At 70.1% G+C, this 17847-nt stretch carries 15 protein-coding genes; 3 read left to right on the top strand and 12 right to left on the bottom strand.

Annotation, left to right across the window (positions count from 1 at the left end; genetic code table 11):
- Nucleotides 1-334 precede the first annotated feature (334 nt).
- Together HNQ52_RS08615 and speD are read right to left on the bottom strand one after the other, a co-directional pair.
- A complete protein-coding gene (locus HNQ52_RS08615) occupies nucleotides 335-658 on the bottom strand; it encodes a DMT family transporter (protein WP_183960690.1) in 324 nt (107 codons plus the stop codon).
- 174 nt (nucleotides 659-832) lie between these two features.
- On the bottom strand, nucleotides 833-1657 hold the full coding sequence (gene speD, locus HNQ52_RS08610; protein WP_183960689.1) for an adenosylmethionine decarboxylase: 825 nt from the start codon (nucleotides 1655-1657) through the stop codon (nucleotides 833-835).
- 151 nt (nucleotides 1658-1808) lie between these two features.
- Here speD and crp point away from each other — a divergent pair, with 151 nt between their 5' ends.
- Entirely contained in the window at nucleotides 1809-2507 is a 699-nt protein-coding gene (gene crp, locus HNQ52_RS08605; RefSeq protein WP_183960688.1) for a cAMP-activated global transcriptional regulator CRP, read from the top strand.
- A 239-nt stretch (nucleotides 2508-2746) separates the two neighbouring features.
- Here the strand turns inward: crp and HNQ52_RS08600 are convergent, their stop codons facing one another.
- The 10 genes from HNQ52_RS08600 to HNQ52_RS08555 all read right to left on the bottom strand — a co-directional run bounded on the left by HNQ52_RS08600 (nucleotide 2747) and on the right by HNQ52_RS08555 (nucleotide 14235).
- Nucleotides 2747-3454 (bottom strand): haloacid dehalogenase-like hydrolase, encoded by a 708-nt coding sequence (locus HNQ52_RS08600; protein WP_183960687.1) that lies wholly within the window; start codon nucleotides 3452-3454, stop codon nucleotides 2747-2749.
- The gene (gene trpC / locus HNQ52_RS08595) at nucleotides 3451-4242 is read right to left on the bottom strand and encodes an indole-3-glycerol phosphate synthase TrpC (RefSeq protein ID WP_183960686.1); all 792 of its coding nucleotides are present in this window, start codon (nucleotides 4240-4242) and stop codon (nucleotides 3451-3453) included. The genes HNQ52_RS08600 and trpC overlap by 4 nt, the downstream gene beginning before the upstream one ends.
- Nucleotides 4239-4607 carry an antibiotic biosynthesis monooxygenase family protein gene (locus tag HNQ52_RS08590; RefSeq protein WP_183960685.1) on the bottom strand — a complete coding sequence of 123 codons (369 nt, stop codon included), beginning with the start codon at nucleotides 4605-4607 and terminating at the stop codon, nucleotides 4239-4241. Before HNQ52_RS08590 ends, trpC begins: the two co-directional genes overlap by 4 nt.
- Before the next feature lie 62 nt (nucleotides 4608-4669).
- Nucleotides 4670-5719 carry an anthranilate phosphoribosyltransferase gene (gene trpD, locus HNQ52_RS08585; protein ID WP_183960684.1) on the bottom strand — a complete coding sequence of 350 codons (1050 nt, stop codon included), beginning with the start codon at nucleotides 5717-5719 and terminating at the stop codon, nucleotides 4670-4672.
- A complete protein-coding gene (locus HNQ52_RS08580) occupies nucleotides 5719-6309 on the bottom strand; it encodes an anthranilate synthase component II (protein ID WP_183960683.1) in 591 nt (196 codons plus the stop codon). The genes trpD and HNQ52_RS08580 overlap by 1 nt, the downstream gene beginning before the upstream one ends.
- An 85-nt stretch (nucleotides 6310-6394) precedes the next feature.
- Nucleotides 6395-8047: a phosphoglucomutase (alpha-D-glucose-1,6-bisphosphate-dependent) gene (pgm, locus tag HNQ52_RS08575; RefSeq protein WP_183960682.1), complete on the bottom strand. Its 1653-nt coding sequence runs from the start codon at nucleotides 8045-8047 to the stop codon at nucleotides 6395-6397.
- 92 nt (nucleotides 8048-8139) lie between these two features.
- Nucleotides 8140-8346, bottom strand: coding sequence for a hypothetical protein (locus HNQ52_RS08570; protein WP_183960681.1), 207 nt, complete (start codon nucleotides 8344-8346; stop codon nucleotides 8140-8142).
- A 107-nt stretch (nucleotides 8347-8453) separates the two neighbouring features.
- Nucleotides 8454-10478, bottom strand: a complete 2025-nt coding sequence (locus HNQ52_RS08565; RefSeq protein WP_183960680.1) for a toll/interleukin-1 receptor domain-containing protein — start codon at nucleotides 10476-10478, stop codon at nucleotides 8454-8456.
- A gap of 15 nt (nucleotides 10479-10493) precedes the next feature.
- Nucleotides 10494-11168, bottom strand: a complete 675-nt coding sequence (locus tag HNQ52_RS08560; protein WP_183960679.1) for a hypothetical protein — start codon at nucleotides 11166-11168, stop codon at nucleotides 10494-10496.
- Between the two features lie 712 nt (nucleotides 11169-11880).
- Nucleotides 11881-14235: an autotransporter outer membrane beta-barrel domain-containing protein gene (locus tag HNQ52_RS08555; protein WP_183960678.1), complete on the bottom strand. Its 2355-nt coding sequence runs from the start codon at nucleotides 14233-14235 to the stop codon at nucleotides 11881-11883.
- Nucleotides 14236-14382: 147 nt separating this feature from the next.
- On the opposite strand from HNQ52_RS08555, the gene HNQ52_RS08550 reads away from it, so the two are divergent.
- Together HNQ52_RS08550 and HNQ52_RS08545 are read left to right on the top strand one after the other, a co-directional pair.
- Entirely contained in the window at nucleotides 14383-14997 is a 615-nt protein-coding gene (locus HNQ52_RS08550; RefSeq protein ID WP_183960677.1) for an ECF-type sigma factor, read from the top strand.
- Entirely contained in the window at nucleotides 14987-17827 is a 2841-nt protein-coding gene (locus tag HNQ52_RS08545; protein WP_183960676.1) for a serine/threonine-protein kinase, read from the top strand. Before HNQ52_RS08550 ends, HNQ52_RS08545 begins: the two co-directional genes overlap by 11 nt.
- Nucleotides 17828-17847: the final 20 nt, after the last annotated feature.

Below are 17847 nucleotides of genomic sequence, written 5' to 3'. Positions count from 1 at the left end.
CCAGGCTCATCCACGGTCGCAAGACCCAGGGTCTATCGGGTGGGCTGGCCGGCTCTCGGCACCTCGACAATAGCGAGGGGCGAAGACATAAGGGTCCGCGCGGAGCGATGCGAGGCAATCTCGCCTGACCCTGCATGGAAGCATGAGGGTCCCGGCGTTTGACTGTAGTAACCACGAGCCGATCTTCAAGAGAGGTTGATTCGCCCGGGCCTCGCCGGACCCTCGCCCCAACCCCTCTCCCGCAGGGAGAGGGGCTTTCGGGCTTCGGTCGACCGGTCCGGGACGCGGGCGACACGGCTTCGGGTGGTGCCCAAGCGGCGGCCGATCGACGCCTCTACACAGTCCCCGACGTGAGCTTCAATCCGACGATCCCCGCCACGATCAGCACGATGCAGCCCACGCGCGCCAGCGACGCCGGCTCGTCGAACACCAGCATGCCGAACACCGCCGCGCCCACCGCACCGATGCCGACCCACACCGCGTAACCGGTCCCGAGCGGGATCTCGCGCAGCGCCAGCGCCAGCAGCCAGAAGCTCGCCACCAGCGCCGCGCCCATCACCACGCTCGGCCACGGCCTGCTGAAGCCGTCCGACCATTTGAGGCCCACCGCCCACACGATCTCCAGCACCCCCGCCGTCACCAGACAGATCCACGCCATCGTCGTTCTCCTGCTTCGCCATCGCGGCCACGCCGCGGACTGTGCGTCCGGGACCGTTGCCGTTTCCCTCCTGCAGAAACGGCAACGGCCCGGATCGCTCCGGGCCGTCGTCGGCACATCGTTTCGCGGCGTTCGCCGCGCGCGGGTCGTCCCGCGTGGTGGGCGTTCCCGACCTCAGTCGAGGTTGCGCCCGTGGAACAGTTCCTCGATCTCGCGCCGCAGCTGCATCTCGATGCGCTGGCGGTCCTTGAACGAGAGGTTCTTCGCCTTCTCCTCGAACAGATACGTGTCCAGGTCGAAATCCTTCACGTGCATCTTGGTGTGGAAGATGTTTTCCTGGTAGACGTTCACGTCGAACATCTCGTACTTGTTGCGGATGTGCTTGGCCAGGAAGTCCTGGATCGAGTTGATTCGGTGGTCGATGTAGTGCTTCTTGCCCTTCACGTCGCGGGTGAAGCCGCGCACGCGGTAGTCCATCACCACGATGTCCGACTCGAAGCTCTCGATCAGGTAGTTCAGCGCCTTCAGCGGCGAGATCACGCCGCAGGTGGCCACGTCGATGTCGGCGCGGAAGGTGGCGATACCGTTCTGCGGATGCGTTTCCGGATAGGTGTGCACCGTGATGTGGCTCTTGTCCAGGTGCGCCACCACGCTGGCATCGCCCGCTTCCTGGTGTTCGCGCATCGCGCCGCTGAGCACTTCCTTGCCGGCCTGCTTCTTGTCGATGACCGGCTCCTCGGAGATGAGGATGGTCACCGACGCGCCCTGCGGATCGTAGTCCTGGCGCGCGACGTTGAGGATGTTGGCGCCGATGATCTCGGCGACATCCGTGAGGATCTGCGTCAGCCGCTCGGCGTTGTACACCTCGTCGATGTACTCGATGTAGCGCTGGCGCTGGTCTTCGGTGACCGCGTAGCAGACATCGTAGATGTTGAAGCTCAGCGCCTTGGTGAGATTGTTGAAGCCTTGCAGCTTCAGGCGCGGCAGTGGTTTGACCACGGCGGTGGGCCTCGGCAGGAAGAGTGGGGAGCGCCGATTATCCGGCAAACCGGCGACGGAATGAACCCGTGGAGTCTGCAATCCTTCCAATTGCCGTTTGATGAACAGGTGCTGACGATCTAATCTGTGGAGACGGCTTTCCGGGGATGCCATGAACGACACCACCTATCTGCTGCGCACCGCGCTGCGACGACCTGTGACGCCACCGGACCTCACGCCCGGCTCGGTCACGATCGAGCGCTTCCTCGCGCACTGCCATCGCCGCCGCTATGCGAGCCGCTCGGATATCTTCCGGCCGGGCGATCCGGCCAGCAGCATGTACTACGTGATCAGCGGCTCGCTGAGCGTGCTGAGCGAAGAGGAGGACGGGCGCGAACTGGTGTTGAGCTACATCAACGCCGGCGACTTCATCGGCGAGACCGGCATCTTCATCTCCGCGCCGCAGCGCGAGGTGCTGCTGCGCACGCGCACCGTGTGCGAGCTGGCGGAAATCAGCTACGACCGGCTGCATGCGCTGTTCGCCGGCCCGCTCATCGAGGAATGCCCGCGCATCCTCTACGCCATCGGCAGCCAGCTCACGCGCAGGCTGCTGCACACCAACCGCAAGGCGAGCCGGCTCGCCTTCATGGACGTCACCAACCGCATCGCGAGCACGGTGCTCGATCTGTGCCAGGAACCCGACGCGATGAGCCACCCGCTCGGCACGCAGATCCGCGTGTCGCGACAGGAGCTGGCGCGCATCGTCGGCTGCTCGCGCGAAATGGCCGGGCGCGTGCTCAAGCAGCTGGAGGAACAGGGGATGCTGCAGGCGCGGGGCAAGACGATCGTGGTGTTTCACAAGCGGGCTTGAGGGTTGACGCTTGTGTTTTTCGGATGTGCGGCTGCCTGGGAGGCCTCTCCCTCATCCGCCTGCCGGCACCTTCTCCCCATGGGAGAAGGAACGCTCGGCCGGGCGCTTTGCCAGAACTGGACGCTACATGCCTGAATCCTTCTCCCGTCGGGAGAAGGGTGAGGCAGCTACCGCTGGCCGAACGCAGGCGGATGAGGGAAAGGCGCCTCGTCCTTGCCTCGATCCCGAACGACGCAGCCTCAGCCCCGCGCACCCCAGTCGCGCATGTCGACGTCCCCGCCGAGCACCTTGCGGAAGTCGTCCCGCGCCGATGGCTTCGGATTCACCACCACCGGATGCCGCGCCGCGCGCAGCAGCGGCATGTCGGCGGTGCTGTCGGTGTAGGCGCGGACGATGGGGCCGTCGAAGCCGGCCTCGCGCAGCATCACCAGCTTGTTTTCCGCGTGGCAGTGCCGCTGCGCGATGACCGCACCGAAGCGTCGGCCGACCTGGGTCCCGACCACCGGCACGTCCTCGTGCGCGACGAACGCCAGCACCGCGCGCGCCAGCTCCGGCGGCGCGCCGGTGGCGACCACCACGCGGTCGCCGGCCTCGCGGTGCCGATGCAGCACGTCGATGGCCTGCGGCAGGATGCGGCCGCGCAGGTTCTGCTCGTTGCGCAGCACGTAGTCGTCGATCAGCGTGTCGAAGTCGCGCCGGCCACGCAGTCCGAACGTTGCGATCCACACGAAGCCGGAGATTCCGACGCGCCGCGTCGGCAACATCGCGATCATCGGCCCGAGGACCACGGCCGCCAGCACGGCGAGTGCGGTGCGCCACGGCGACCGGCGCAGGAGCCACGCGACCAGCGCGCCGCCGGAGTCGCCACGCACGAGCGTGTTGTCGAAGTCGAAGACGACCAGATCCGCGTCCGCGGCGGTGACCGGATCGACGCCGGCACGGCTCACGCGGCGAACATCCGCTGCAGCGCCTCGCCCGGCTCGGGTGCGCGCATGAAGGCCTCGCCCACGAGGAAGGCATGCACGCCGGCTGCGCGCATCGTAGCGACGTCGCCGGGCGCGAGGATGCCGCTTTCGGTGACGAGGATGCGATCGTCCGGCACGCGTTCGCGCAACTGCAGCGTGGTGGCGAGCGAGGTTTCGAACGTGCGCAGATTGCGGTTGTTGATGCCGATGAGCTGCACCGGCAGTGCGAGCGCACGCTCGAGTTCGTCGCCGTCGTGCACTTCCAGCAGCACGTCGAGATCGAGGTCGGCCGCCAGCAGGCTCAGCTCGAGCAGCGCGCCGTCGTCGAGCGCGGCGGCGATGAGCAGGATGCAGTCGGCGCCGAGCGCGCGCGCCTCGAACACCTGATACGGATCGACGATGAAATCCTTGCGCAGCACCGGCAGGGTGCAGGCCTCGCGTGCCTGTTGCAGATAGGCATCGGCGCCCTGGAAAAAATCGATGTCGGTGAGCACGGACAGGCAGGCCGCGCCGCCGGCCTCGTAGCTGCGCGCGATGGCGGCGGGATCGAAATCGGCGCGGATCACGCCCTTCGACGGGCTGGCCTTCTTGATCTCGGCGATGACGGCGGGCCGGCCCGCGGCGATCCTTGCTTCGATCGCATCGGCGAAGCCGCGCGGATCGGGCAGGTCCGCGCAGCGCGCGACGAGATCGTCGAGCGGCACGCGCGCGCTGCGTTCGCGCACCTCGTCGGCCTTGCGCGCAAGGATGGCGTGCAGGATGTCGCTCATGGTGCGTCGGCCCGGGCGGGTGTCGCGGGCACGGACCGGCCGTAGGCGCGCTCCACCTTCGCCACGCGCAGGTCGAAACCCGCGTACCACTCGCGCCGGCCGCGTTCGCGCGTGGCGGCATGTTCGGCGTGGTTGCGCCACGCGGCGATGGCGTCCTCGCTGTCCCAGTACGAGACGGTGATGCCGAATCCGTCCGCGCCACGCGCCGACTCCACTCCGAGAAAGCCCGGCTGCGTGCGCGCGAGCTCGACCATGCGCTGCGCCGCGGCGCCGTACGCCGCATCGTCGTGCGCAGTGCGCTGCGAACTGAAAATCACCGCGTAGTACGGCGGCCGGGGCATGCTGGACAACGCGTTTTCGCTCATGGAACGTCGGCCTTGCGGGGAGCGGCTTGCGGGAAGCGGCTCGCGGTGAACGGGAGAGGCGATTATCCCCTGCCCGCCGGCGTGTCGGCGAGCATGCGCGTGAACGCGACGAATTCGTCGAGCCTGGCGCGCGCCGCGCCGCTGGCGATGACCTCGCGCGCGCGCACCACACCGTCGCCGATGCTCACCACCTGACCGGCCACGTACAGCGCGGCGCCCGCGTTGAGCGCGACGATCTCGCGCGCATGGCCGGGCGTGTCGGCCAGCACGTCGAGCAGGATCGCCTTCGATTCGAACGCGTTCTCGACCCGCAGATGGCGGCTCGACGCCATCGCGATGCCGAAATCCTCCGGATGCACCTCGTACTCGCGGATCTGTCCGTCGCGCAGCTCGCCGACCAGGGTGCCGGCGCCGAGCGAGATTTCGTCCATGCCATCGCGTCCCCACACCACGAGCGCGCGCGTCGCGCCCAGGCGCTGCAGCACGCGCACCTGGATGCCGACGAGGTCGGGATGAAACACGCCCATCAGGATGTTCGGCGCACCGGCGGGGTTGGTCAGCGGGCCGAGGATGTTGAAGATCGTGCGCACGCCCATCTCGCGCCGCACCGGCGCGACGTTGCGCATCGCCGGATGGTGGATCGGCGCGAACATGAAGCCGATGCCGGTGGACGCGATGCACTGCGCCACCTGTGCCGGCTGCAGCTCGATCGCCGCGCCGAGCGCCTCCAGCACGTCCGCGCTGCCGGACTTCGACGACACGCTGCGATTGCCGTGCTTGGCCACCTTCACCCCGGCCGCGGCAGCGACGAACATGCTGGCGGTGGAGATGTTGAAGGTGTGCGAGCCGTCGCCGCCGGTGCCGACGATGTCGACGAAGCGCGAGGCGTCGGCCACCTCCACTTTCGCCGCGAACTCGCGCATCACCTGCGCGGCGCCGGCGATCTCGCCGATGGTTTCCTTCTTCACGCGCAGGCCCGAGAGGATCGCCGACACCATCAGCGGCGACACCTCGCCGCGCATGATCTGGCGCATCAGGTCGACCATCTCGTCGTGGAAGATCTCGCGGTGCTCGATGGTGCGCTGGAGCGCTTCCTGCGGGGTGATCGGCATCAGCGCGCCGCTCCGTGCCGCAGGAAGTTCTTCAGCAGCGCATGCCCGTGCTGGGTCAGGATCGATTCGGGGTGGAACTGCACGCCTTCCACCGGAAATTCGCGATGGCGCAGGCCCATGATCTCGTCGATGCCGCCGTCGGCGTCGTCGGTCCACGCGGTGACTTCAAGGGCATCGGGCAGCGTGGCGCGTTCGACCACGAGCGAGTGGTAGCGCGTGGCGGTGTAGCCGTCCGGCAAGCCGGCGAACACGCCGCGTCCGTGGTGGCGGATTGCGGAGGTCTTGCCGTGCATGATCGTCTTCGCGCGGATCACGTGGCCGCCGAAGGCCTGCCCGAGCGCCTGGTGCCCGAGGCACACGCCCAGCACGGGGATCGTCGGACCGAGTTCGCGCAGCACGTCGAGCGAGACCCCGGCCTCGTTCGGCGTGCACGGGCCGGGCGAGATGACGATGCGCGTCGGCGCCATCGCCCGGATCTGCGCCACGGTGACCGCGTCGTTGCGCTCCACGCGCACCTCTTCACCGAGCTCCTGCAGGTACTGCACCAGGTTCCAGGTGAAGCTGTCGTAGTTGTCGATCATCAGCAGCATGACGCGGGAACGCTCGCGAGGGGCGGCGCGGCGCCGCCGTGGCCGGCTAGTTTGCCATGCCGCCACGGCCGGTTGCTGCGCCGCGTCAGCCGGCTGCCAGCGCGGCGTCCACCATGGCCTGCGCTTCCTCCAGCACGCTCTCCAGATGTTCGGGGCCGCGGAAACTTTCGGCGTAGATCTTGTAGATGTCCTCGGTGCCCGACGGCCGCGCCGCGAACCAGCCGTGCTCGGCGACGACCTTGATGCCGCCCAGCGCCGCACCGTTGCCCGGCGCGCGGTCCAGCACGTGCAGCACCGGTTCGCCGGCAAGCTGCATGCGCGTCACCTGCGCCGGCGACAGATTCGAGAGCGTCTTTTTCTGGGCCGCCGTGGCCGGCGCGTCGATGCGGCTGGCAAACGGCTCGCCCAGTTCCCGCGTCAATGCGCGGTAGCGTTCACCCGGGTCCTGCCCGAGACGCGCGGTGAGTTCGGCGGCCAGCAAGGCCGGCACGATGCCGTCCTTGTCCGTGGTCCACGCGCTGCCGTCGCGACGAACAAAGCTCGCGCCCGCACTCTCCTCCACACCGACACCGAGGCTGCCGTCGACCAGCCCGGCGACGAACCATTTGAAGCCGACCGGCACCTCGACGAGGTGCCGCTGCAGGCGCGCCGCGATGCGATCGATCAACGCCGTGCTCACTGCCGTCTTGCCGATGCCGGCGTCGGCGCGCCACTGCGGGCGGTGCCCGAACAGGTAGTCGATCATCACCGCGAGATAGTGGTTTGCCGGCAGCAGGCCCGCGCTGCGGGTGACGATGCCGTGGCGATCGTGATCGGTATCGCAGGCGAAGGCCACGTCGTAGTCGTTCCGCAGCCCGATCAGGCGCTGCATCGCATGCGACGACGACGGGTCCATGCGCACCTTGCCGTCCCAGTCCAGGCTCATGAAGGCGAACGTCGGGTCTACGCGCCCGCTGACCACGGTGAGGTCCAGACGCTGCGCTTCGGCGATGCGGGCCCAGTAGTGCACGCCCGCACCGCCGAGCGGATCGACGCCCAGATGCAGGGCGGCGGCGCGGATCGCATCGAAATCGATCACGCTGGGCAGATCGGCGATGTAGTTCTCGCGGTAATCGTGTTGGTGCGTGGTCGACGCGCGCCGCGCCTGCGCGAACGGCATGCGCCGCACGCCGGCGAGCGCGTCGGCCAGCAGAACGTTCGCGCGCTCCTGGATGACGCGCGTGACGTCGGTATCGGCCGGTCCGCCGTTCGGCGGGTTGTACTTGATGCCGCCGCTGTCGGGCGGATTGTGCGATGGAGTGATGACGATGCCGTCCGCCAGGCCCGAGGTGCGATCGCGGTTGAACACGAGGATCGCGTGCGAGACGGCGGGCGTCGGCGTGAAATCGTCGCGCGCCGCGATCATCGTGTGCACGCCGTTCGCGGCCAGCACCTCGAGCGCGTGCTCGAACGCCGGGCGCGACAGCGCGTGCGTGTCGATGCCCAGGAACAGCGGCCCGTCGATGCCGGCGCCGCGTCGGTAATCGCACACCGCCTGGCACACGGCCAGCACGTGCCAGGCGTTGAAGTTTCGTTCGAACGGCACGCCGCGGTGGCCGGACGTACCGAATGCGACGCGTTGCGACGGCTCGGCGGCGTCCGGCCGCAGGTCGGCGTAGGCGCCGAGCAGCGCCGGCACGTCGAGCAACGGTGCGCAGGTGGCCGGCTTGCCGGCGAGAGGACTGGTGTGGCTGCCCATGCGATGACTCCACGGCGAGTGACCGCGAAGCATCGCACGGGCGGGGTGAACGCCGGGCGCCGCGCACGGTGGCGCGCGCGCCGGCGCGCGGATCACGCCGCCAGCGGCTGCGCGTGCGATGGCGCGACGATGCAGACCACGTCGCCCGATTGCAGCTGCGTGGGCATGGCGTGCTCGCGCGCCTGGTGCGAGGCCACGAGGCAGGCGAGCCGGCGCGCAAAACCGCGCGTGCCGGAAAACGAAGCGCGGCGCGACGGCTGCGGATGCGGCGCGAGCCACGGGGTGCGGAACAGGTGCATCGGGGCGAATCCCTTTTCTTGAACGTTGGCTGTCAGTACGCGGATCGATGCCGGAAAGCGCAACGTCGGCGACGTGCCGTTCAGGAAGTGGCCGGGGTGTGACGCGGTCAGCGCACCGGAGCGACTGCGGCGTGCTTGCGCAGGATCGCCGCGTGCTGATCGTCGGCGTGCTGGCGGAACGGGCTGGACTGCGGCCAGCGTGCGCGGATCGTCGCGCGTGCGGCGTCGATCTCGGCGCGCGGCGCCGGCAGATCGGCAGCCACGCGGCACAGGTTCAGCGCAAGCACCGCAGCCGCAGCGCGCCAGTCCGCCTCGGGCGCCGCGGCGACCGCGCGTTGCGCGAGCGCCATGCCGCTCGCGCTGCGCCCGGCGGCGCAGTCGATCTCGGCAAGCGCGGCAAGAAGACTCGCGCGCAGTTCGCTGCCGGACGCATCCGCGATCTGCAGCGCTTCGTCGAACAGCGCGCGTGCCTGCTCGCCCTCGCCGCGGAACAGCAGCACGGTGCCGAGGTTGCCGAGCGGATAGACCAGATCGTCGAAGGTCTGTGTGCGATGCAGGCGGTCGCTGCGCAGCGCGTCGCGCAGCAGGGTTTCGGCGCCGGCCAGATCGCCGGTTTCCAGGCGCAGGCGGCCGAGGTTGTTCTTGATCGTGCCGATCTCCGGGCCGTCGGCGTCGTAGACCCGCTGCGCCAGCGCGAGGCCGCGCGTCCACGCGGCCTGCGCGGTGGCGGTGTCGCCGCTGGCGTAGGCGTTGGAGCCGCGCGAGACGATGGCGGCGATCGTGGCCGGATGCAGCTCGCCGACGGCCGGTTCGAGCAGCGCGATCGCGGCGGCATAGCCGCGGTCGGACGCGGCGTGGTCGCCGGCGTACTGCTGCAGCAGCGCAAGCCCGGTGAGACTGCGGCTGCGCAGCAGCGCATCGTCCTCGGCGCCGAGGCGAGCGGCGTCCGCCAGCGCCAGTGCGCGGTCGTAGGACGCCATCGCGTCGGCATCGCGCTCGCTGTAGGTGAGCACGTCGCCGCGCACGTTGGCGGCACGCGCGCGCTGCGCGGCGCCGGCAGCGGCGGCGTCGACGGCATCGAGCAGCGGCGTCGCGGTGTCGTAGTCGCCCATCGCGTAGGCCACGTCGGCCAGCTCAATCAGGCTGTCGATGCGTTGCGCCAGCGCGTCGGGCTCCGCGTCGCCGGCGGGCAGCGCATCGAGCGACTGGCGCAGCAGTTCGGCACTGCGCTTGTGCAGCCCGAGGCTCGAATACGCCTGTCCCATCGTCGCGAGGAAGCGCGCGCGGATCGCGGGGCGCGCGAAGCGCGTGCCGTCGATGCGCTGGACCGCGCGATCGAGCACCTCGCGCACGGTGACATCGCCGCCGCGCGAGCGCTCGGCGTCGGCCAGCCGGAACACCGAGAGCAGAAAATTGCGCGTCTGGCGTTCGGACTGCAGCTCCAGCTCCGCCTGCGCCTGCGCGGTACGCGCCACATCGCGCGCGCGCGTGGCATCCCATGCCAGCCATGCCATCGTCGCGGCCAGCGCCAGCGAGGCCGCGACCGCGACCGTCCAGCGGCGCTGGCGGCGACGCGCGTCGCGGCGGCGCAGATCGTCGTAGCGCAGGCCGAGCAGGCCCGCGACGAGTTTCAGGACTGCCGACGCGAATCCGTCGCCGGCCGCGCGTGCGTCCGCGGCGAGCGGCTCGCCCAGCGGCCCGTCCGGGCGCGCGGGATCCTCGAGCAGCAGCGCGAGCGGCAGCGCGGCCGTGTCCGGCGCCACGCGCGGGTCGGCGCCCGGGTCGCCCGCCACGACGAAGGCGAACACCGGGCGCGCCGGGTGGCGCGTGCGGAACTGCAGGATCTCCTGGTTAACCCAGCGCGAGGCCGCGGCCGCCGGCGAACACACCACGATCAGCGCGGCGGACTCGTCGAGCGCGGCTTCGATGCTGTCCGACAGGCGCGTGGCGGACGCAAGTTCCTCGCGGTCGCGGAACACCGGGCCCAGCCGCGCGGGCAAGCCGTCCTGTGCCTGTCCGCGTACGCCGGCGGGCACCCGGAACGCTTCCAGGCGCCGATGCAGGCGGCCGGCGACGGCGGCGTCGCGGTGGCTGTAACTGAGGAACGCGCGGTAACGCGGTGCCTGGTTCATCGTGCCGGTGGCGGCCTACTCGAAACCGTCCGCGAAAAACGTCGCGAACGGCTGCATGCAGGCCGAGCCCGGCTCGTCCACGTCCCCGCTCCACAGGCCGACGTAGTCGCCGTCGACGAAACAGAAGTACGCGTCATCGAGGCCCTCGCCGCCGCCCCACAGCGTGCTCGCGCCTTCGCGCAGGTAGGTGCTGGCGTCGCTCACCGGGATGTCGTCGCCGAGATCGTCGACGAGCCCGTACAGCGCGGCGATGGTCACGCCGTTGGGAAAGTCGTAGAACGCCCACTGGAAGCGGATCGGCGTGGCCGGGTCGAGCGGGCTGCCGTTGGCGATGGTGTAGCGGATGCCGAGCACCGCATCGTTGGCGCGCGCGACCAGGGTCGCGAGGCCGGGTTCGTCGACCGGAATGTCGCCGGCATCGAACTCGCTCGCGACCGTGCTCTGGCAGTAACTCTCGCCCGACACCGCGAGCGGCGTGTAGCCGGCGAAGGTGTAGCCGCCGCGTGCGATCAGCGGCGAACCGGCCGTGGTGCCCGGACATCCCGCGCTGCCGATCGACGGACTGTCGTTGAAGTCGGTCCACTCGCCGCCGAACTCGATGCGCACGCTGCGCCGCGCGGCCCATGCGTCGGCCGCCAGCAGCATGCACACCAGCGCCGCCACGAACCCCACCGCCAATTGCCTGGACATCGCGCACCCCGTGCCAGGACGCCCGCAGCCCCGCGCGGCCGCGTCGTCGTCAACCTATGCCTGCAACAGCCCAGCGCCCCCCCACCGCGCAGCCGCTCCAGCATATCGCAGCGCCGCTGCAAACATGAACTTCGGAACGGTGGCGACAACGACACGCGGATCGGCATCGCGCCCAAACTGGAAGTCGCCGTCCCGGTTCTGGTCCTCCCGGATGAGCGCGTGCTCGACGGTGGCGTTCTCGACACGCTGCGATCCAGCGAAATGCACGTGCGCTCCTCGCCCGGCAGGGGTGCGGCCAGCTCCGCTGTTGCACTGGATCGCCATGCGCGATGCCACGAACGCTGCTGCCCTGGACAGGCGCACGATCGCACCGGAGGTTGATGGTGCGGTTGTTGCGGATTTGGCTGCACGGTGCGCGGCAGAGCACGCGACAGCGGCCGGATGCAGGGGCAACGACGCGTTGAAGCAGAACGCGCCCCGATTGCCAACTCGCCAAGGGCCGCGAAGCTGTCGTACGAAGATCGACGACCGCGCCGACCGGCAACCTGTTCCCTTCGAGCGCCACGGTCGTGAGGAGCGCGGGCTGAGGCATCGTCGCCGGCACCGAATTCAGCGTCCGGTTGCAGGTCCATACGGCGGACGCCCTTTTCCTGCCGCATTGGGTGACCCGCCGCGACCCGACGGATCGCGGGCAGCCGCGACCATGCCCGGCTCATTCGAATCCGTCGGCAAACCCGTCGAACGAGGTGACCCCGCCGACCTCCAGCGTGATCGCATCGAACCAGCCCGTGGGCGGGTTGATGGACGATCCCGCCACATCGAAACGGAGCGTGATCGACGTGTTCGGCGTCCACAGCGCGGACGGCACCTCGATCACGGCGGGCGTTGCGGGGCGCGTCCACGCACCGGTGTCGGCGAGCAGATGCGTGCCGCCGACGGTCGGAATCCCGTCTTCGCAGCCGTCCGTGCCGCCGTCGCTGCGCAGTTCCCACACCAGCGAGACGCGATTGGCCGCCAGCGGCGGGTTGCTCGACGGCAGCACGCGTCCGAAGCCGTTGAGCAGGTAGCTGCCCGGCCCGGGCACGTGGATGCACTGCGACAGGCCGCCGACACGTTTCGCGCGCTTGCCTTCGACCTCGGTCGGCATCGGCACGCGCACCGAACCCGAGTCGGGGGCGCCGAGGGCGTCCTGCGTGCCGTCCCAGTCGAACTCGCCGATCGCCGTCCACAGATGGGTGTCGTCGTCGAAATCGGAATTGAGCACGAGCGGTTGCAGTGAGGGGCGCTCAAGTGCGCCGATGTCGCTCGGGCCGTAGGCGTTGAGGTTCGGATCGAGATCGACCGGACGCGGACGGGAATGCAGGTCGAACTCGAAACCCTCCAGCGCCGGCGCCCAGTCGACCGCCGCCGCGCCGGCACGCGGCATGTAGTCGCCGTTCGCCGCGTCGACGAAGCGCGGCGGCTGGTACGGCGCGCCGGCCACCGTGGGTGTCGTGGTGGCAAGGGAGAACTGGATTTCGCGATTGCCGCCACTGCTTCCGACATCGGTGGCGAACAGCGCCTTGCCGGGCTGGTCGATGGTGCTGCGCGTCAGCACCATGTCTTCGTTGATGGACAGCACGCCGTTGGCGCCGATGATGTTGTCCGCGATGGTGAGGTGATGCAGGTTGACCAGTGCATTGACGTCGTCCTGATTCTGGTCGTCGCGGATCAAGGCATGCGCCACGGTGTTGCGCGTGATCAGACTGTTGTCGAGGTTCAGCCGCGTCGCCTCCTCGCCGGACAGGTACATCAGCCAGCCGCCGCGGTTGCCTTCGAACACGATGCGCGACCCGAAAAAGTTCGCATCCTCGGAAAAATGCACGACGGCACCGGTGGCGTTGACCGTGTCGTTGAAGCGGATGTAGCCGCACGGCGCACCGACCGGGCACGGCGCCGCCGACGGATGCAGCGTGATGCCCGGCGCGTCCTCGTTGAAGTAGACGAGGCCGCCGATCGCGCTGGCACCCAGCGGCCCCCAGTTGTCGTGCGCCAGGTTGATCGCCGCCGCGACGGGCGAGGTGTTGTTGATGATGTCGGCATTACGCAGGATCGCGATGGTGCCGAACGGGAAGCCCGGAAAGCCGGTGAGCCCCGGGTCGTAACGCGGCTGCAGATCGATGGCGCCGCCGCGCTGGGTGGCGTGGTTGCCGGCGATGCGCACGGGCGTGTCGGGCGTGGTGCTGAAGATCTGCACCGTCGCCGACTGGTACTCGTCCGGATCCATGCTTACCGCGATGCCGCCGCCGATGGCGGCCGTGTTGCCATACACGGCACCGAGATCCGCGAAGCCGGTCGATCCGATGTAGGCCGTCGTTCGGCGTTCGAGTGTTGCGAAGTAGAGGCCACCGCCGCTGCCGCCGGCCGTATTGGCGAGCAGGATGCTGCCGGGCGCGACCATCGTCGTCTCGATGTCCAGCGTGTTGATGCCGCCACCGTCGCTGCGTGCGGTGTTCGAGGCGACGGTGACGTTCGCGCCGATCACCAGTTTTGCCGCGGCCGACGTGCCGTGCGCGTAGATTCCGCCGCCGGCGTCGGCACTGTTCTCGACGATCTCGCTGTCGGAAATCTCGACGACCCCGCCACCCTGGAAATGGATGCCGCCGCCGTCGTCGTCGCCGGCCTGGTCGCCGTCGCGAATGACGAGGTTGCGAAGGCGGAAGACGCCGTTGCCGCGCAACGCGATGACCGAACGCGCCTCGCCGCCGGCGCCGGACAACGTGGTCTTGCCGTCCGGTTCGACAATGGTGCAGGCGACGACACCGCCGACGATCTCGAGGTCCTGGTCGGTGTCGGTGCTGATCTGCTGCGCGGTCCACGTCGCGTTGCGCACGATGCGCACCGTGTCCGGGCCCGGATTCGCCGCGGCGGCGTCGACCGCGGCCTGCAGCGTTGCATGCGTGCAGGTGGCCCCGGGCCCGACCGAATACGTGAGGGCTCCCGCAGGCGCGGCGACGGCGAGCAGCAGCAGCGCGACGCCGGTGCGGGCACGGAGGGCGTAGGAGTGACGCAGCGGGAACCAGGGCATCGGACGACTCCGGACGGACGGTGCTTGCGATGAACGCCGTCGGCGACGGATGTGGGACATCGGCCGGGCGGGACGCTGCCCGACGCCCGTCTGCCGGGCATCGCATGAGCCGCCCGGCCTTCGCCAAACGCCTCTAGAATCCCGGCCATGCGCGGCCCGCCCTCCGATGCCATTGATCCGCCCACCGGCGACACGCCGGCCGGCACGATGACGGCGCAGGCGCTGTTCACCCAGGTCTACGAGCGGCTGAAGGCGATGGCGAGCCGCAAGCTGCCCGCGCACGGCGCCACGCTGCAGACCACGGCGCTGGTGCACGAGCTCTACCTGCGCATGCAGACAGGACGCGATCTGGGCTTCGACGCGCCGGCGCAGTTCTTCGCCTATGCCGCACGCGCAATGCGCCACCTGCTGCGCGATCGCGCGCGCGACCGGCTGCGGCAACGCGCCGGCGGCGCCTGGGAGCGACAGCCGCTCGACGCCGCCGATCCTGGCCTGGCCGTGGACGATGCAAGCGAGGCGCTGGCGCTGGACGAGGCGCTCGATGCGCTCGAAGGCATCGACGCACGTGTCGCGCAGGTGGTGGAACTGCGCTACTTCGCCGGCCTCACCGGCGAGCAGGTGGCCGATGCGCTGGGCCTCAACCGGCGCACGGTACAGCGCGACTGGGACTTCGCCCGCAGCTTCCTGCGTGCGCGGCTCGGCGATGGCGCAGGCATGTCCCAGTCCACGGCCGAACAGCGTTCCACCGGCCATGAGCGATGACACCGCCGCCGCACGCCTGCTGACGCCGCAACGCTGCGTTCGCCTGCGCGATGCGTTCGACACGGCGCTCGAGCTGCCGACCGCCGCGCGCGCCGGGTGGATCGCCGCGCACATCGCCGATAACGACGACCGCGCGGCGCTGTCGCTGCTGCTGCGGCAGGCGGACGCCGACGACGGCCCACTCGACCTGCCGCCCGAAGAACGCCTGCGCCGCGTCGACGCCGCGGCACAGGATCCGGCGAGCGTGCTCGTGGGGCGCCACATCGGCGCATATCGACTCGTGCGTTGCCTCGGCGAAGGCGGCATGGCCACCGTGTTCCTCGGCGAACGCGACGACGACGCCGTGCGCCAGATCGCCGCGGTGAAGCTGCTGCGCGTTGGGCTCTACTCCGCACACCAGCAGCGCCTGTTCCGGCGCGAACGCCGCGCGCTGGCGGCATTGTCGCACCCCAACATCGCGCACCTGATCGACGGCGGCGTCAGCGAGGCCGGCGTGCCGTATCTCGTGCTCGAGTACGTCGATGGCGTCCCCATTACGCAGCACGCGGCCGAGCGCGGGCTCGATCGCGACGCGCGCCTGCGCCTGTTCGTCACCGCCTGCCTCGCCGTGGCGGCCGCGCACCGGCAGCTGATCGTGCATCGCGACCTCAAGCCCTCCAACATCCTCGTCACCCGCGACGGCGACGTGAAGCTGCTCGATTTCGGCATCGCGAAACTGCTCGACGACGACGACGGCCACACGCGCTCCACGCTGGCCGCGATGACGCCCGAATACGCCGCGCCGGAGCAGTTCGATGCGCGCCCGGTGACCACCGCCACCGATGTCTATTCGCTCGGCATCGTGCTGCACGAGCTGCTGCTCGGTCGCCGCCCCGCCAACGACGCGCGCCTGCGCCCCGGCGCGGAGCGCGCAGCGCGCACGGCATCTGACAGCGCACCGCCTTCACCCGTGACGCTGCGCGGCGATCTCGCGACGATCCTCGGCAAGGCGCTGGCGCCGGAACCGCAACGTCGCTACGGCTCGGCGCAGGAGCTGGCCGACGATGTCGAACGCTTCCTTGCCGCGCGCCCGGTGCGCGCACATCCGCCGTCGCGCTGGTACCGCGCACGCACCTTCGTGCGCCGCCACCGCGGCGGCGTGGCGCTGACGTTCGCGTTCGTCGTCGGCATGCTCGCGAGCCTGGCACTGGCGCTGTGGCAGGCCGGCGAAGCGCGGCGCGAGGCCGCGAACGCGCGCGCCGAAGCGCAGCGCGCCGACACCACGCGCGCGTTCGTCGAATCGTTCTTCGAGCCGATCCAGCAACAACTGTCCGAAGGCCGCACACCGAGCCTGCGTGAACTGGTCGACACGGCGGCATCCCAGGTCGAGGCCGACCGTGCGCTCGGCGCGGCGCAGCGTGTCGACCTGTTGCTGCTGTTCGCGCGGCTGCAGGCGCAACTGGCCGAGCGCAGCGCATCGCTGCAGCTCGCCGAGCGCGCCCACGCCATCGCGCAGTCTGCGTTGCCGCCCGACAGCCCGCTGCGGACGCAAGCCACGCATGCACTGGCACGCGCCCGCATGCGCAACGACGACATGGACGGCGCCGCGCCGCTGCTGCGCGAGGTGCAGCGCTGGCAGGCCACGCATGCAGCGGCTGCGGCCGACAGGATCGAACTGCTTGCCGACCTGGCCGTGCTGGAAAACGAAGCCGGCAATCCGGCCGCCGCGCTGCCCCACGCCGAACGCGAACTGGCGCTGCGCATCGCCACGCACGGGCCGGAAAGCAGCTCCGCCGCCAGCGGCTACAACAACCTCGGCTACGTGCTCGAAGCGATGGGCCGGTTGGACGAAGCCATCGCCGCGTACCGCCACACGCTGGCGATCGACGATCGCCGCCTCGATCCGGGCAGCCTGCAGCGCGTGTTTCCGATCGGCAATCTTGCCCAGGCGCTGTTCAACGCAGGGCGCCTGACCGAGGCACGCACGCTGTTCGGCGAGTCGCTCGCGCTCTACCGCGAGGTCGCGCTCGACAAACCGCCGCGCACCCTGCTCGGGCAGTTGATCATGGCGGCGGACACCGAACTCGCGCTAGGTGACCTGGCGGCGGCCGAAACGCATGTCGACGCCCTGCAGCGCTGGCTGGCCCCGATGCCGCCGGACAGCATCGACCATGCAACGCTTGCACGCCTGCGCGCCCGCCTCGAGCTCGAACGCGGCGACATCGACGACGCCGACGGTCAGCTGCAGGCGATGGACGCACTGATCGACGCATTGCCCGAGCCGCGGCGCCGACGCAGCTTCGGCTACCGCGACATGCTGCGTGCGGAAATCGCCCTGCTGTCGGACGACGACCGCCGCGCCGCCGCGCTTGCGGTGCAGGCTGCGGATTCCGTCGGCGATCAGTCCTACCCGCTCTACATCGTGCCGCAGGCGCGCGCGCTGCGGGCGCTCGCGTGCGAACGCGCACGCATCGATGGCTGTCCCGCCGATGCGTTCGAGATTGCCGCGGCGCAGTTGCGCACGCCCCCGTTCCGCGAACATGCGGCGCTGTTGCAGGCACACGTGGCGCTGGCGCGCGTCGAACTGTTGCGCGGTGAAGCGCTTGCCGCCGACACCCGTCTGCGTGCGCTGGTCGCGTGGGCGCAGGCCGCGGGCGTGTCTGCCCAGGCACCGCGCTTGCGTCAGGCCCAGGCATGGCAGGCGGCGGCGCTGGCGGCGTCTGGCAAGTGCGACGCCGCACGCGCTGCGCGACAGGCCGCCACCGCGTCGCGCAACGACGATGCGGCGGCCCTGCACCCGTTCGTGACCGAAGCCGTGGAATACGGGCGCACTGTCGCGGGCTGCCCGTAAGCTTCGCGCCCGCGGTGCGC

It is taken from the genome of Chiayiivirga flava (assembly GCF_014202825.1).
In the GTDB taxonomy this organism is placed as follows: Bacteria; Pseudomonadota; Gammaproteobacteria; order Xanthomonadales; family Xanthomonadaceae; genus Chiayiivirga; species Chiayiivirga flava.
Note: the sequence above shows the minus strand (reverse complement) of the source record. Positions and strands in the feature narration are given on the sequence as shown.

What these genes read in the sequence shown, in the direction of transcription:
- HNQ52_RS08615 (WP_183960690.1), bottom strand. Translation starts at nt 658, where the DNA reads ATGGCGTGGATCTGTCTGGTGACGGCGGGGGTGCTGGAGATCGTGTGG.
- crp (WP_183960688.1), top strand. Translation starts at nt 1,809, where the DNA reads ATGAACGACACCACCTATCTGCTGCGCACCGCGCTGCGACGACCTGTG.
- trpC (WP_183960686.1), bottom strand. Translation starts at nt 4,242, where the DNA reads ATGAGCGACATCCTGCACGCCATCCTTGCGCGCAAGGCCGACGAGGTG.
- HNQ52_RS08590 (WP_183960685.1), bottom strand. Translation starts at nt 4,607, where the DNA reads ATGAGCGAAAACGCGTTGTCCAGCATGCCCCGGCCGCCGTACTACGCG.
- trpD (WP_183960684.1), bottom strand. Translation starts at nt 5,719, where the DNA reads ATGCCGATCACCCCGCAGGAAGCGCTCCAGCGCACCATCGAGCACCGC.
- HNQ52_RS08580 (WP_183960683.1), bottom strand. Translation starts at nt 6,309, where the DNA reads ATGCTGCTGATGATCGACAACTACGACAGCTTCACCTGGAACCTGGTG.
- pgm (WP_183960682.1), bottom strand. Translation starts at nt 8,047, where the DNA reads ATGGGCAGCCACACCAGTCCTCTCGCCGGCAAGCCGGCCACCTGCGCA.
- HNQ52_RS08570 (WP_183960681.1), bottom strand. Translation starts at nt 8,346, where the DNA reads ATGCACCTGTTCCGCACCCCGTGGCTCGCGCCGCATCCGCAGCCGTCG.
- HNQ52_RS08565 (WP_183960680.1), bottom strand. Translation starts at nt 10,478, where the DNA reads ATGAACCAGGCACCGCGTTACCGCGCGTTCCTCAGTTACAGCCACCGC.
- HNQ52_RS08560 (WP_183960679.1), bottom strand. Translation starts at nt 11,168, where the DNA reads ATGTCCAGGCAATTGGCGGTGGGGTTCGTGGCGGCGCTGGTGTGCATG.
- HNQ52_RS08555 (WP_183960678.1), bottom strand. Translation starts at nt 14,235, where the DNA reads ATGCCCTGGTTCCCGCTGCGTCACTCCTACGCCCTCCGTGCCCGCACC.
- HNQ52_RS08550 (WP_183960677.1), top strand. Translation starts at nt 14,383, where the DNA reads ATGCGCGGCCCGCCCTCCGATGCCATTGATCCGCCCACCGGCGACACG.
- HNQ52_RS08545 (WP_183960676.1), top strand. Translation starts at nt 14,987, where the DNA reads ATGAGCGATGACACCGCCGCCGCACGCCTGCTGACGCCGCAACGCTGC.